Origin of the sequence: Pseudomonas chlororaphis (assembly GCA_001023535.1) — a bacterium.
Classification (GTDB): domain Bacteria; phylum Pseudomonadota; class Gammaproteobacteria; order Pseudomonadales; family Pseudomonadaceae; genus Aquipseudomonas; species Aquipseudomonas chlororaphis_E.
In genome coordinates this window covers 3,979,447-3,993,559 of the sequence record CP011020.1, presented here as the reverse complement: position 1 = coordinate 3,993,559, position 14,113 = coordinate 3,979,447, and the positions used below count along the sequence as shown (strand labels likewise).

14 protein-coding genes are annotated in these 14,113 nt (G+C 63.6%); 6 read left to right on the top strand and 8 right to left on the bottom strand.

The genetic code is table 11. The annotated features are described in order from the left end of the window. The first annotated feature begins 123 nt into the window (after positions 1–123). Positions 124–582 (top strand): vanillate O-demethylase oxidoreductase VanB, encoded by a 459-nt coding sequence (locus VM99_17555; protein AKJ99787.1) that lies wholly within the window; start codon positions 124–126, stop codon positions 580–582. 486 nt (positions 583–1,068) lie between these two features. Here the strand turns inward: VM99_17555 and VM99_17550 are convergent, their stop codons facing one another. Continuing rightward, positions 1,069–2,013: an AraC family transcriptional regulator gene (locus tag VM99_17550; protein ID AKJ99786.1), complete on the bottom strand. Its 945-nt coding sequence runs from the start codon at positions 2,011–2,013 to the stop codon at positions 1,069–1,071. A gap of 202 nt (positions 2,014–2,215) precedes the next feature. Between VM99_17550 and VM99_17545 the strand changes: the two genes are divergently transcribed. Beyond that, the gene (locus VM99_17545; GenBank protein AKJ99785.1) at positions 2,216–2,953 is read left to right on the top strand and encodes an oxidoreductase; all 738 of its coding nucleotides are present in this window, start codon (positions 2,216–2,218) and stop codon (positions 2,951–2,953) included. Between the two features lie 46 nt (positions 2,954–2,999). Here VM99_17545 and VM99_17540 read toward each other — a convergent pair whose 3' ends face one another. Then, on the bottom strand, positions 3,000–3,689 hold the full coding sequence (locus VM99_17540) for a dimethylglycine dehydrogenase (GenBank protein ID AKJ99784.1): 690 nt from the start codon (positions 3,687–3,689) through the stop codon (positions 3,000–3,002). A 99-nt stretch (positions 3,690–3,788) separates the two neighbouring features. Here VM99_17540 and VM99_17535 point away from each other — a divergent pair, with 99 nt between their 5' ends. Continuing rightward, positions 3,789–4,781, top strand: a complete 993-nt coding sequence (locus VM99_17535) for an AraC family transcriptional regulator (GenBank protein AKJ99783.1) — start codon at positions 3,789–3,791, stop codon at positions 4,779–4,781. Here the strand turns inward: VM99_17535 and VM99_17530 are convergent. Beyond that, on the bottom strand, positions 4,750–5,652 hold the full coding sequence (locus VM99_17530) for an alpha/beta hydrolase (protein AKJ99782.1): 903 nt from the start codon (positions 5,650–5,652) through the stop codon (positions 4,750–4,752). The two genes, VM99_17535 and VM99_17530, sit on opposite strands and share 32 nt — an antisense overlap. A gap of 28 nt (positions 5,653–5,680) precedes the next feature. Continuing rightward, positions 5,681–6,058 (bottom strand): hypothetical protein, encoded by a 378-nt coding sequence (locus VM99_17525; protein ID AKJ99781.1) that lies wholly within the window; start codon positions 6,056–6,058, stop codon positions 5,681–5,683. A gap of 530 nt (positions 6,059–6,588) precedes the next feature. Here VM99_17525 and VM99_17520 point away from each other — a divergent pair. After that, positions 6,589–6,948, top strand: coding sequence for a hypothetical protein (locus VM99_17520; protein AKJ99780.1), 360 nt, complete (start codon positions 6,589–6,591; stop codon positions 6,946–6,948). 140 nt (positions 6,949–7,088) lie between these two features. On the opposite strand, the gene VM99_17515 is transcribed toward VM99_17520, so the two are convergent. After that, positions 7,089–8,912: a glucoamylase gene (locus tag VM99_17515; GenBank protein ID AKJ99779.1), complete on the bottom strand. Its 1,824-nt coding sequence runs from the start codon at positions 8,910–8,912 to the stop codon at positions 7,089–7,091. Further along, positions 8,905–9,705, bottom strand: coding sequence for a sugar dehydrogenase (locus VM99_17510; GenBank protein AKJ99778.1), 801 nt, complete (start codon positions 9,703–9,705; stop codon positions 8,905–8,907). Before VM99_17510 ends, VM99_17515 begins: the two co-directional genes overlap by 8 nt. A 160-nt stretch (positions 9,706–9,865) precedes the next feature. On the opposite strand from VM99_17510, the gene VM99_17505 reads away from it, so the two are divergent. Further along, a complete protein-coding gene (locus tag VM99_17505; GenBank protein ID AKJ99777.1) occupies positions 9,866–11,041 on the top strand; it encodes an MFS transporter in 1,176 nt (391 codons plus the stop codon). Positions 11,042–11,076: 35 nt separating this feature from the next. On the opposite strand, the gene VM99_17500 is transcribed toward VM99_17505, so the two are convergent. Both VM99_17500 and VM99_17495 read right to left on the bottom strand, forming a co-directional pair. Further along, positions 11,077–12,210, bottom strand: coding sequence for a cupin (locus VM99_17500; protein AKJ99776.1), 1,134 nt, complete (start codon positions 12,208–12,210; stop codon positions 11,077–11,079). An 80-nt stretch (positions 12,211–12,290) separates the two neighbouring features. After that, positions 12,291–13,061: a trans-aconitate methyltransferase gene (locus VM99_17495; protein ID AKJ99775.1), complete on the bottom strand. Its 771-nt coding sequence runs from the start codon at positions 13,059–13,061 to the stop codon at positions 12,291–12,293. A 145-nt stretch (positions 13,062–13,206) separates the two neighbouring features. Between VM99_17495 and VM99_17490 the strand changes: the two genes are divergently transcribed. Next, on the top strand, positions 13,207–13,941 hold the full coding sequence (locus tag VM99_17490) for a thioesterase (GenBank protein ID AKJ99774.1): 735 nt from the start codon (positions 13,207–13,209) through the stop codon (positions 13,939–13,941). Positions 13,942–14,113: the final 172 nt, after the last annotated feature.

The window sequence follows — 14,113 nt, the reverse complement described above, 5'->3', positions numbered from 1 at the left end:
ATGAAAAATGGCTGGGGGAGTTTACATCGGTCAGGGGCACCGGGCTGGAAACAACGACCTGATACAACTTTCCGGTTGGCCTTGTGGTCTTACAAGCCTACTGTTGAACACAGGAGGTGACCCATGCATTCATCCGATCGCATTGAAAGAAAGATCCTGCTCAAGGTCCCGCGGGCTCAAGTCTGGCGAGCCTTGGCCAATGCCGAAGCTTTTGGGCAGTGGTTCGGTGTCGCGCTTGAGGGGAAGCGGTTCGTGGCGGGTGAGCGTACCCAGGGGCAAATCACTTATCCAGGTTACCAACACCTCATCTGGGACGTGGCGGTGGAGCGGGTGGAGCCCGAGCGGGTGTTCTCGTTTCGTTGGCATCCCTACGCCATCGAGCCCGACGTGGATTACTCCCAGGAGCCCGAGACACGGGTGCAATTCGAACTCGAAGACATGAACGGCGGCACCTTGCTGAAGGTGGTGGAGTCCGGCTTCAACGCCATTCCCGAGGCGCGTCGGCTCAAGGCTTTTCGTATGGACAGCCGTGGCTGGGACGAGCAAATGGCCAATATCGAGGCGTTCCTGAGCAAGTCCTGAGCTGGCTTGGCTGTCATACCTGAGCATATGCAAGGTTTTGGAGGATACCGGTATAGCGAATGTCTTACACGTAATAGTAGCTATGTCGTCTATTGCACTTTGGATCCGAAGCGTAATCTGGCCCCATCCACTGATGCACAGGATGTGCTCAGGATCAGGGACGATCGACCTTGCAAGGATAGCTATCGACAGGGAGTCGTAATGGTCTTGGAAAAACCCGCTTCGGCGGGTTTTTTTTTCGTCCATCAAAAAGTCAGAAAGAGCGGTATAGCGAATTGCTTACACGCCGCTGCTGCTTTCTCGTCTTTTTTCGAATCACCGGTGGGCCTAATCTGTGTCCATCCACTGAGTACAGGGAGTGCTTGGGGTCATGGATGATGGGACCAGGCAAGGAATGCCAGACAGGAAGTCAAATTGGTCCTCAAAAAACCCGCTTCGGCGGGTTTTTTTTCGCCTGTGGAAAAATGCCGATCCGTCGGCCTGGCTTCAAGCGCTGTCGACCTGCAACGCCTGGGCCCGCAGCCGGGCAATGTCCTTGCTCGGAGAAGCACCGAACAGGCGGCTGTACTCCCGGCTGAACTGCGACGGGCTCTCATACCCCATCTTGTAGCCAATTGACGAGACGTCGCTGTTATCTGCCAGCAGCAATCGCCGGGCCTCCTGCAAGCGCAGCTGCTTCTGGTATTGCAGCGGGCTCATGGCTGTTACGGCTTTGAAGCGGTGATGCAATGCCGAAGGGCTGAGGTTGATCATTTGCGCGAGGCTGTCGATGCTCAACGGTTCGGCGTAATGGGTGTTGAGCCATTCGATGGCGCGGCTGATGCGGTGGGTCTGGGTATCGGGGATGGCAATTTCTTGTAGGCGCTGGCCTTGGGTGCCACGCAGCAGCCGGTAGAAAATCTCCTGCTGGGCCAGGGGCGCCAGAGTGGCGATATCGTCCGGGCTGTCCAGCAGCCGCAACAGACGCAATACGGCGTCGAGCAAGGGTGAGTCGATGCGGTCCAGGAACAGGCCGCGGCCGGTTTTCGGAGGCGGTACGCCGATAGCACTGGCGTCGGCGATCAGGCGACAGATCTGCGCCGGATCGATGTCGAGGCGAACGCACAAGTAAGGGCGCTCAGGAGAGGCTTCGACCACTTGGCCGGCCAGTGGTAGGGTGACGGAGACCACCAGGTAATTGAGCGGGTCATACACGTAGCGTTCGTCCGCCAGGCGCACCTCCTTGCGGCCCTCGACGATCACGCACAAGCCCGGCTTGTGCACCACGTGCAAGGCATCGGTGGGTTGGTCACAGCGAACAATGTTCAAGGTGTCGATGGCGGTGGAGTAGACACCGTCTTGCGGAGCGAAGCGCTTCATCAACTCCGCCAATTCAGCGCGGCGTTGGTTGACGCCGTCGTCTGGCGCACTGTGCATGGGCGATACCGACATGCTGATCAATCTCCCTGACCCGATGAGTGAACTGCGCTAGTAAAACCGATTGCGCGGCGGGCGGCCAGGGGTGGTGTGATCGCTACAGGATCGTGCAAGTGCACAGGAGGATTCGGCTAACCCCAACCCTTGTCGGTTCCCTAATCTGGATTTGTCAGAGCGCTCCTACCGGGAGCCAACACACCCAGACGAGGAAACCATCATGTCCGATATTCAAAACAAAGTAGTGGTGATCACCGGTGCCAGCAGCGGGATTGGTGAAGCCGCCGCACGACTGTTGGCCGCCCGTGGCGCCCGTGTGGTGCTTGGCGCCCGGCGTATCGACCGCTTGCAGGCGTTGGTGCAGGAACTCGAAGCCGCCGACCAGCAAGCCGCTTGCAAGACCGTGGACGTGACCCGCCGTGAAGAGGTCCAGGACCTGATCGATTTCGCCGTCGAACGTTTCGGCACGGTTGACGTGATCATCAACAACGCTGGCGTCATGCCGCTCTCCAAGCTCGAAGCACTGAAAGTCGAGGAGTGGGATCGCATGATCGACGTCAACATTCGCGGCGTACTCCACGGCATCGCTGCCGGCTTGCCGCTGATGCAGCGTCAGCGCAGTGGCCAGTTCATCAACATCGCTTCGATTGGTGCCTACGCGGTCAGCCCGACCGCCGCTGTTTACTGCGCCACCAAGTACGCGGTGCGGGCGATTTCCGAAGGCTTGCGCCAGGAAGTGGGCGGCGATGTGCGGGTGACGGTGATTTCTCCCGGCGTAACGGAGTCGGAACTGGCCGAGAGCATTTCCGATGAAGGGGGACGCGCCGAAATGCGCGAATTCCGGCGGATTGCCATCCCCGCCGAAGCCATCGCGCGGGCAATTGCCTATGCTATCGAGCAACCGGCGGATGTGGACGTCAGCGAGTTGATCGTGCGGCCTACCGCCAGCCCTTACTGAGCGTGGCCTTCGGTGGCGAGCGGACTGCTCCGCTCGCCACGGGTCACTAGGCGGTGATGGACAATCGTGCGGCGGCGCGTTGGGTAATCTGCGAGCGTACCCGGAACGATTCCGCCGTACGCCGGTGCGCTTCCTCCAGGATTGACACCGGTGCGGTCTCGGGGCTGCCGGCATCGAACGGCGGCGCCGGAGCGTATTCCAATTGCAACTGGACCAACTCGGCCGTGGGCTGGTCGAACAGCTCGGCTGCCAGGGTCAACGCGAAGTCGATGCCCGCCGTGATGCCACCGCCGGTGATCAGGTTGCCGTCACGCACCACGCGCTCCTTGACCGGGGTCGCACCCAGGGTTTGCAGCAAGCTGTGATAGGCCCAGTGGGTGGTGGCTCGTTTCCCTTGCAGCAAGCCAGCGGCACCGAGCACCAGCGAACCGGTGCACACCGAGGTGATGTACCGCGCATGGCTAGCCTGTTGCCTGATGAAGTCCAGGACCTGCTCATCCTCCATTAATGCCCCGACACCGGTGCCACCCGGGACGCAGATCGCGTCGAGCCTCGGGCAGTCTTGGAATGTGGTCGTTGGCAGCAGCACCAGGCCGGTGCTGGAGGTGACTGGCGCCAAGTCTTTCCAGATCAGGTGCACTTTCACGTCCGGCAGCGAGGCCAGCACGTCATACGGTCCGGTCAGGTCCAACTGCTGGACTTGGGGAAACAGCAGTAAACCGATGTGCAGCGTCATGATGCTTTTCTCCTTGAGTAATGCCCGGGGGCTGGACGATTTCACTTTAGGCCCTTAGGCTCTGGCGAGTACGCCAATAACCCCACGAATCACGCCAATATGCCCAACACCCCTAAATCCGTTCATGTCCTGGCCTTCGCCAACGTGCAAGTGCTCGATGTCACCGGGCCGTTGCAGGTGTTCGCATCGGCCAATGACCTGGCTCGCCAGCAAGGCCTGCCGTTGCCTTATGCGCCGACGGTGGTCGCCGTAGGCGGCGGAGCGGTGATGTCTTCTGCCGGGTTGGCGCTGATGGCCGAACCGCTGCCGACCGAGCGCAGCGACACGCTGCTGATTGCCGGCGGCTGGGGCGTGTACGAGGCGGCGAAGGATCCGGCGCTGGTGGCTTGGGTCAAGGATCACGGCACGCGTTCGCGGCGGGTGGCGTCCGTGTGCACAGGCGCGTTCCTGCTGGCCGCCAGCGGATGGCTGGACGGGCGGCGCGTGGTCACCCACTGGACCCGCTGCGAACAGTTGGCCGAACAGCACCCGCAACTCAAAGTCGAACCCAACCCGATCTTCATCAACGATGGCCCGGTCTGGACCTCGGCGGGTGTCACGGCCGGTATCGACCTGGCCCTGGCCCTGGTTGAGGATGACCTGGGGCGCGCCGTGGCCCTGGAGGTCGCCCGGCACCTGGTGGTGTTCCTCAAGCGGCCGGGCGGGCAGTCGCAGTTCAGCGTGACGCTGTCACTGCAGAAAAACGGCGGCCGGTTTGATGAACTGCATGCCTGGATCGCCGAGCATCTGACCTGTGACCTGGGCTTGCCGAGCCTGGCCGCCGAGGTGGGCATGAGCGAGCGCAGTTTCGTGCGTCACTACCGCGCCGACACCGGCCAGACTCCGGCGCGGGCCGTCGAATTGATTCGTGTGGAAACCGCGCGCCGCCTGCTCGCCGATACTGTGGTGCCGATCAAGCGGGTGGCGATGCAGTGCGGCTTTGGCAGCGAAGAAACCCTGCGCCGCAGCTTCCTGCGGGCCATGGGGGTGACGCCCCAGGCGTATCGCGAGCGGTTTTCGGTCAGCCTTCAAGCAGATCCAGCAATGCCTTGAGCGTGGCTTCGGGTGCTTCCTGGGGGATGTTGTGGCCCACGCCGGCCAGCACCCGCCGTTCATAAGCACCGCTGAAATGTGCCGCGTCCTCATCTTGTTCAGGGGCGGGGCCCACGCCGTCGTCGGCGCCGCAGAGGGAAATGCTCGGCACGCTGATTAACGGTTGTGCCGCGAGCCGTTCCTCCATCCATTCCAGGGTCGGGTCCCCCGGCGCATACATGAAGCGATGGCGGTAGGAATGAATCACCACCTCGACGAAGTCCGGGTTGTCGAACGACGGGGCGCTGAGGGGATAGCATTGCGCGCCCCGGGCCCAGGTGGGTGACCACAGGCGCCAGAGCAATTCGCACAACTCACGGCGATTTTTCGTCAGCCCTTCGACGCCCCGTGCGGTGTGGAAATAATACTGGTACCACAGGCGATATTCGGTTTCCGGGGCCAGCGGTTGCGTCGAGTGGGGGATGTCCTGCAGGTTGTAGCCATCGCCGGTCACTAGGCCGCGCACGCGCTCCGGCCACAACGCGGCGACGATGCACGCCGCCCGGCCGCCCCAGTCATAACCGCACAACGTCGCCTGGCCGATGCCCAGCACGTCCATCAGGTCCAGCAGGTCCTGGGCCAGCGCCGCCTGTTGGCCGGAACGCATGATCGCCGGGTTGTTGAACCGGGTCGGGCCATAGCCGCGCAGGTAGGGCACGAGGACTCGATAGCCGCGCTGGGCCAACGCCGGGGCGACGTCATCGAAGGCCCTGGGGTCGTAGGGGAAGCCGTGCAGCAGGATCACTGGCTCGCCGCTGGCCGGCCCGTGTTCCTCGTAGGCGATGCGCAGCAGCGGTGTCACCGCGTAGCTGACGGTTGGCGCTAGGTTCATATCGGTCTCCGGCAGCGCCTGGCGGTGCTCAGGCGGGTTCCTGGTTCACGTATTTGGTCCGATCCGGCGTGAATGTCACGATCATGTTCGTGCTGGAGCACGTCAGCGTACGCTCCTGGGACAAGTCGATGTCCAGGTCTTCGCCCCGCAGGCCTTGCCATTGGGCGAGGTACTTGAGGCAGCCGAATTTTTCGTTCTTCTTCAGGCTGCGGCTCACGCCGCCTTTCCAACCCAGCACCGGCAACTCGCCGGCCAGGCAGCGTTGGGCCAGCTCGGGAAACCGCGTCGCGCGCTCGCGACCGATTTCCCAGCATTTGATCAGCCCCCGGTCCTGGCCTTCCCAGAGGTCTTCGCGAGTCAGGCCTGTTCGGGGCGCAGTGGTGATGGGGCGTTGTATACGGGACATGTCGGATCCTTGAGTCGGGTTGTCGGGCAGCTCCGCTGCACCCATGGGTGCATCGATCTTAGGAGGGGTTTGGGGGGCTCGCAACCTAGTCGCGGATAAAGGGACCCGCATAACCGAGGTACTGCACCTGTGGCGAGGGCGCTTGTTCCCGCTCAGGTTGCGCAGCGCCCCCAGGCATCTTGCGCCTGCTGCGCAGTCGAGCGGGAGCAAGCTCCCTCGCCACGGGTGGGTGTCCTACAAAAAATTGGGTGGAAAGGAATTTTCTGACGAGTCGTGGCGGTTGTCGGTTAGGAAACACCGGGGATAGGCTTTGATGGTCGCTGCAAAATCAGCGACCGGGTTTGGTCGCCCGGGTTTAGAATGGCGCACGATGCCGCGTGAGCGGTTGTCTGCTTTATGGCTGACTGTGCGTGGGAGGGCTTTGGGCCCTGCCGGGTTTCCATTCCCTGGTCGACCAACCTGCGTACAGTTCGCCACCCTCTGCTTGGTCGCGGAATGGCGAACTCCACCGTTGAATGGAGATTCATGTCATGGTCAAGATCACCCCCAACCCTCCAAAAGCCGAAAACCTTTCCGCCTACACCACCTTCAATACCCAAAAACTCCGCGAAGCCGCCGACCGGGCGTTGGACGCGCATTTGTCTGCCGCGACCCCGGCCAAGCCCGACACCCAGGATGGGCAGGTATTTTCAGTGGTCCCGGGCCTCAATACCGAATCGGTGCTGACCAGCCTCAGCGAAACCTTGGCCTCGGCCAACGCCATGGTCAGTGACCTGGCATTCGAACTGGAGGGCTCGCGACGGCATGTGGCACTGGGGATTTTGCAGTTGATCGAGTTGGGTGCGTTGCTGGCTGACCGGGCGCTGGATGATGTGGAGCTGCCCCGTTAACTGACCCGCCGTCCCGTGGCGAGGGAGCTTGCTCCCGTTGGGCTGCGCAGCGGCCCCAGGCATCTTGCGCCTGCTGCGCAGTCGAGCGGGAGCAAGCTCCCTCGCCACAAGGTATCTATTTGGGCGCGTGGTTATGCAGCTCACGGCTGCCAATGATTTTTCTCCCCACTCAACTTGCGATCCAGGAAACTTGCCGCGCTGATCAGTGCCAGGTTAGTCAGGGCCTGGGGGGTGTTGCCCAGGTGATAGCCGTGGCTGTCGAATTCTTCGGCGTACAGCCCCAGGGGGTTGGCGTAGCGCAGCAGTTGTTCGAACTCCAACTGGGCTTTTTCCACGCGGCCGGCGCGGGCGAGGCATTCGACGTACCAGAACGAGCAGGCGGCGAAGGAGCCTTCGGTGCCGCTGAGGCCGTCGATGGGGCTGTCGTCGTTGCGGTAGCGGTACACCATGCCGTCGCGCACCAGGCTCTTTTCAATGGCGTCCAGGGTGGAGAGCCAGCGCGGGTCGCGGGCGCTGACGAAACGGACCAAAGGCATCAGCAACATCGAGCCGTCGAGGGCGGTGCTGCCCAGGCGCTGGACGAAATGCTGGTGTTCGTCGTTCCAGAAGTTTGTCCAGATGTCTTCGTAGATCGCCTGGCGGGTCTCATCCCAGCGGGCGAACGGGGCGGGCAGGGAGCGTTTTTCGGCGAGGCGGATGGCGCGGTCGACGGCGACCCAGCACATCAGTCGCGAATGCAGGAAATGCTGTTTCTCGCCGCGCATTTCCCAGATGCCGACGTCGGCGTCCTGCCAGACCTCGCACACCTGGTCGATCACCTCGACCGTGTGTTTCCAGCCTTGGTGCGAAATGGCCTCGCCGTACTTGTTGACCAGGTACACCGCGTCCATCAGTTCGCCGAAGATATCCAACTGGATCTGCTGGTAGGCCAGGTTGCCGATGCGCACCGGCTGCGCATTGCCGAAGCCGCTCAGGTGCGGCAATTCGCTCTCGGGCAGCTCCAGCCGGCCGTCCAGGCCATACAGGATGTTGAGTTTGGTCGGCTGTTCGCAACAGTCGCTGACCCGGCCCCGTAACCAGCGCATGTAGGCGTTGGCTTCTTCGACGAAGCCCAGGCGCATGAACGCATAGACGGTAAAGGACGCGTCGCGGATCCAGGTGTAGCGGTAATCCCAGTTGCGTTCGCCGCCGCGGGTTTCCGGCAGGCCGAAGGTGGCGGCGGCGAGGATGGCGCCGTGTTTGCGCGAGGTCAGCAGCTTCAAGGCCAGGGCGGAGCGGTTGACCATTTCCCGCCAGCGCCCGCGATAGTTGGACTGGCCGATCCAGCCACGCCAGAACGCCAGGGTCCGTTCCAGGCAGATGCCGCTGACGTCGTCCTGAAGCCGCGGGTCGTCGATGCCGCCCAAGAGGAACTCGGCGCTCTGGCCTTGTTCGAGGGTAAATTCGGCCACTGCCGCATCGCCGTCCAGGGTCATGGCCTGATCGGAACACAAGCGCAGGCTCGGTTGCCCCGGCGCCTCGAAGCAGACATGGGCCTGGTCTTGGCGCGCTTGGGTGGCGGCGCGGGCATAGTCGTGGCGCACCGCGCAGCGCATGCGAAACGTCGCGCTGCCCACGGTCATGTGCACCTTGCGCATCAGTACGGGCAGGTCATCCTCGGTGTCGCCGATGGGCAACAGGTCGGTGATTTCCACCACGGCGCCGTCACTCAGCCAACGGGTTTGCAGAACATTGGTATCGGGCAGGTAGATTTGCTGGCGACGCGCGTCCGGCAGGTCTGGCGCGAGTTGGAAAATACCCGCCGCCGGAGTGTCCAGCAGCGAACAGAAGATCGACGGACTGTCGAATTCCGGCCAGCAGAAAAAATCGACACTGCCGCGGTCGTTGACCAAAGCGGCGGTGCGCATGTCGCCGATGATGCCGTGGTTCTCGATGGGGCTTTGCGGTTCGTCATGATCAGCCATTGCCGCGAAACCCCGGATAAAGGCTCATCCCGCCGTCGATGAACAAGGTGGTGCCCACCACATAGTCGGACAGATCCGACGCCAGCCACACCACTGCGTTGGCAACGTCCTCCACATCCCCGACGCGGCCGTAGGGGATCAGGTCCAACAGCTTCTGCCGCTGTTCACCTTCGACGACGTCGCGGTTGATGGCCGTGCTGATGGCGCCGGGGGCGATGCTGTTGATGCGGATGCGCTGGTGGCTGGTTTCCTGGGCCAGGCTCTGCATCAGCAGGTCGACACCGCCCTTGGAGGCCGCGTAGTTGACGTGGCCGGCCCAGGGAATGCGCTGGTGCACCGAGCTCATGTGGATAATTTTGCCCGCTGCCCGGGACACGCCCTGGCGAATGCCCTGGCGAGTGAAGATGCGCAGGGCGGCGCGGGCGCAGAGGAACTGGCCGGTGAGGTTGGTGCCGATCACGGTGTTCCAGTCTTGCAGGCTCATGTCGACGGCGGCCGCATCTTTTTGCAGGCCGGAGTTGGCCACCAGGATATCCAGCGTGCCAAAGGCCTCCAGGGTCTTGGCGAACAGCCGTTCGACGTCCTCTTCCCGGGAGACATCGGCCCCCACGGCCAGGGCGCGCCCGCCGTTGTCATTGATCTCGCGAGCCAGGTCTTCGGCCGGGCCGGCGCTGGAATGGTAGTTGAGCACCACGGCGGCACCGGCTTCCGCCAACGCCCTGGCGGCACCGGCGCCAATGCCGGAACTGGCGCCGGTGACGAGGGCGACTTGTTGGGCGAGGGAAATCTGCATGAATGGGCACCTTCACTGGACGGCTTTATAGGCTGACTGGCGTGAGGCCTGGAGAGTTCACTCGTGCCAGACAGTCTTCACATTCTCACCACATTTGGGCGCTTCCCCCGTGGTCGTCCTTTGTGGCAAGTTGCAGGCCCCCTGTTAAGGCCCGTAGCCCATGGCAAACCCCTATCGCGAACTGTTCAACGCCCCCGGCAGCCTGGGGTTCGTGCTGGCCGGCATGGTGGCGCGCATGCCGATTTCCATGACGGGCATCGGCCTGATCACCATGCTCTCGCAATTGCAGGGCGGCTATGGCCTGGCCGGTGCAGTGGCGGCGACGTTTGCCTTGGCGACCGCGTTCTGTGCACCGCAGGTGTCGCGCCTGGTCGACCGTTTCGGCCAAGGACGTGTCTTGCCGATCGCCGCGCTACTCGGTGGCGGGGCGCTGGCGCTGCTGTTGCTGTGCACGCACTTGCAGGCGCCTCAATGGACGCTGTTCGTGTTCGCCGCCCTGGCCGGTTGCATGCCGAGCATGTCGGCCATGGTGCGGGCGCGCTGGACCGAGTTGTACCGTGGCCAGCCGCAACTGCGCACCGCCTATGCGCTGGAGTCGGTGCTCGATGAAGTGTGTTTCATCGTCGGGCCGCCGCTGTCGGTGGGTCTGTGCGTGGTGGCGTTTCCGGAGGCGGGGCCGCTGGCGTCGGTGCTGGCGCTGGCGCTTGGGGTGACGGCGTTTGTCTTGCAGCGCGGCACCGAGCCACCGGTGCACCCGCATCAGGCCCAGCACCAAGGTTCGATCATCGCTTCGGGTGACGTGCTGTTGTTGCTGCTGTTGATGATAGCCATGGGCATCATCGTCGGCGTGGTGGATGTGGTCAGCGTGGCGTTCGCCCAGCAACAGGGGCAACCGGCGGCGGCGAGTATCGTACTGTCGGTGTATGCCTTCGGTTCGTGCCTGGCGGGATTGGCCTTCGGTGCGCTTCGTTCAAAGCTGCCCTTGCCGCTGCTGTTTTTGTACGGTGGGGCAGGTACGGGGTTGACGACGCTGCCGTTGTTGCTGGCGTCCAATATCACCGGGTTGTCGGCGGCGATGTTCGTCGCTGGGCTGTCCTTTGCGCCGACGCTGATCGTCGCCATGGCCCTGGTGGAGCGCCTCGTGCCGCCGGCCAGGCTGACCGAAGGCCTGACCTGGCTGGTGACCGGCCTGAGCATCGGCGTGGCAATCGGTGCGGCCGGCTCCGGCTGGCTGGTGGACACCTTTGGCGCGCGCAGTGGGTTCTGGCTGGCGATAGTGGCCGGCGCGGTGGTGTTGGGCGCGGCGGTGCAGAGTTATCGGCGGTTGAAAGAGTGATCAGCCACAAGAGCATTGTGCCAAGGTATCTGCCGCTACCAACCCCGCCCCGAATTCACCCAGAAATTCACCGACAACGAAGTCGACACCGACGCTACCTGGTGGAACCAGCCTTCAGGCAGGAACAGCAAGTCCCCGGCCTCCAGTGTCACCCGCATGAATGTGACGTCCCGGGCGTGGGGGAAGCGCTGGTAGTCCGGCGCGTCGGGGTTGAAGTCGCAACCGTCGAGCCCGCCCTGGGGCGCGGTGGACCAGGTGCCGAGGGCTTCGCGGTGATGGGGCGCGGCGAGGGTGAAGGTTTTCTGGCCCCAGACCTGGGCGAACAGGTTGTCGGTGTCGTCGCGGTGCAGCGGTGTCAGCGTGCCCTTGGGGCCGATCCAGATGCGCGGCGGGATGAACAGCGCCGGGTCGAAGTAGGGCGGGTACTTGATCTGCTCCAGCAATTGCGCGGGCAGGATGTTGTTGCCCATGTACGCCGGTGGCTCACCGTTGGCGCTCTTGGCCGCGGGGCTGTCGAGGGAGGCGATGAAGTCGGCCATGGAGGTGGAGCGGAAATCCCGTTCGGTGGAGAAGGTTTTCTTCACGTAGTCGCCATGGCGGGTGATGCCCTGCAGTTGCGCAAAGTGCACCAGGGACTCCTCGCGGCTGAGCTTGAACAACGGCCAGTCCTGCAGCGCATCGCTGATGACCACCGGGATGCCGTGGGGCAGATAGCGAGCGCGAAACTCCTGCACTGACAAACCGCTGCGCGGTCGACGCTCCACGCTGCGCTGGACCGGCAGGCTGGCGGTGAGTTTTTCGCTGAAGCGCGACGGGGTCGGGTAGCGCTTGTTCATGTCGACTTTTTCTACCACGCCACCCCCATGCCGGGCATGGTCGATGATCTGCGGCAGCAACGTCGCCAGGCCCATGTTGCCGCCGATCTTCAGGCGCCCGCTGGCGAACAATTCTTCGACGTTGGCCATGCCGCCCATGATTGCGAGAAAGTCCTTCTCTGCCACGTCGATGGTCACGTCGGGGCTGGTGTGCCGACCGGCCTGGGTGCGGCTGCCGGTCTTGACCTCGGACCAGTACGCCTGGTGCGGGCCGAACACGAATTGGAAGACGCCCTCGATACCGACGGCGCCGGCATTGGCGAACAGTTTGCCCAGGATGGTTTGCAGGTCCACGGCGCTCACTCTTGTGGGTTTGGGTCCTAGCAGAGGACGAGCGCCTGGTTCAGGAATTTAGTCCCTCGCCGGCCTTTGCTTCAACGCGTCGCCACCATGAACACGCGGGGGAACGGCAGCAGCACCGAGCCATCGTCCAGGGTCGGGTAAGCCTGTTCGACGGCTTTGAGGTACTGGGCCAGGTACTGCTCGCGCTGCGGCTCATCCAGAGGGGCGAGAAACGGCCGCAGGCCACTGCCCTTGAACCACTCCACCACGCCCGCCGCGCCGTCGGCCAGCGGGTGATGGTAGACCGTGCGCCAGACGTCGACGCGGGCGCAGTGGGGCTTGAGGATCGAATAATAGGTGCTGGGGTCTTCGACCTCGGTGCGGCTCTGCGCGGCCTGCGCCAGTTGGCTGGCCCAGGGACCGTTCGCCGCGATATCGCGCATCAGGCGATGGGAGGGCTGGTGCAGGGTGTCGGGCATCTGGATCGCCAGGCTGCCGCCGGGGGCGAGTTTGTTCACCAGGGCGGGCAGCAGCGTGGCATGGTCGGGCAGCCATTGCAGCGCGGCGTTGGCGAAGATCACGTCGAACGGTCCGGGCTCATGCCATTGGCCGATGTCGGCGATATCAAAGGTTACGGCGGGCAAGCGGCGGCGAGCGGCCTCGATCATGTCGCCGGAGCTGTCCAGGCCGCGCACCGTTGCGCCGGGGAAGTGTTCCACCAGCAGTTCGGTGGAGTTGCCGGGGCCGCAGCCCAGGTCGATCACCGAGCGTGCCTCGCGGGTCGCAATGGCGGCCAGCAGGTCCCGGGCGGGGCGGGTGCGTTCCTGTTCAAACGTGACGTACTGTCTGGCGGACCAGCTCATGGCGTTCTCCTTCAAGGTCGGCGTGAGTCCAGGGTCGTCAGTATAAGGGGGTGCGAAGGCGATAGCGCGAGCGCTTGGCGGGTGACTAATTTTTTGTCATGTTGCTTCGTTATCTTCTACACACGACCGATCGGAGAAAACCGCAGTGACTCAACTGACCCTGCTGTGCCTGCCTTATTCCGGCGCCAGCGCGATGGTTTACAGCCGCTGGCGGCGCAAGTTGCCGCAATGGCTGGGCGTGCAGCCGGTGGAGTTGCCGGGGCGCGGGGCGCGTTTCGGTGAGCCGCTGCACACCGAGATGGGGCCGTTGGCGATGCAGCTGGCGCGGGAGCTGCGCCCGACCCTCCAGGCGCCTTATGCCTTGTTCGGCCACAGCCTGGGGGCGCTGCTGGCCTGTGAGATGGCCCATGCCTTGCGCGAACTCGGTTGCCCGGAGCCGGTGGCCTTGTTTGCCTCGGGCACCGCGGCGCCAACGATGCGAGCCGACTACGACCGGGGGTTCGCCGAGCCGAAAACCGACGCCGAACTGATCGACCAGTTGCGCACCCTCAACGGCACCAGCGAGGAGGTGCTGGCCAACGAAGAGTTGATGGCCCTGACCCTGCCGGTGCTGCGCGCAGACTTCCTGCTGTGCGGGCGTTTCCAGCCGCGGGTGCGCCCACCGCTCACTTGCCCGGTGCACGTGCTCGGCGGCACCACCGACCGGGCCAGCACCGAACAACTGATCGGCTGGAGCCGCGAGACGTCCGGCAGTTTCTCGGTGGACATGCTGGCCGGCGGGCACTTCTTTATCCATGAGCACGAGGCCAGGGTGCTGCGGCTGATCAAGGATCAACTGAGCGTGCATCATCGCCGACACGGGCTGGCAATCAGCGCCTGATCATTATTCCCTGCACCCTCTCCTGTGGGCGCGAGCTTGCTCGCGAAAGCATCAATGAGTCACCGCCTCCCTGGCTGACCCAGCGCTTTTGCGAGCACGCTCGCTTCCACCTACCCATCAATCCGTGCCCCTCGTTTTAAGCCCTTCCTGATACCTATTCTCAAACGCTAAT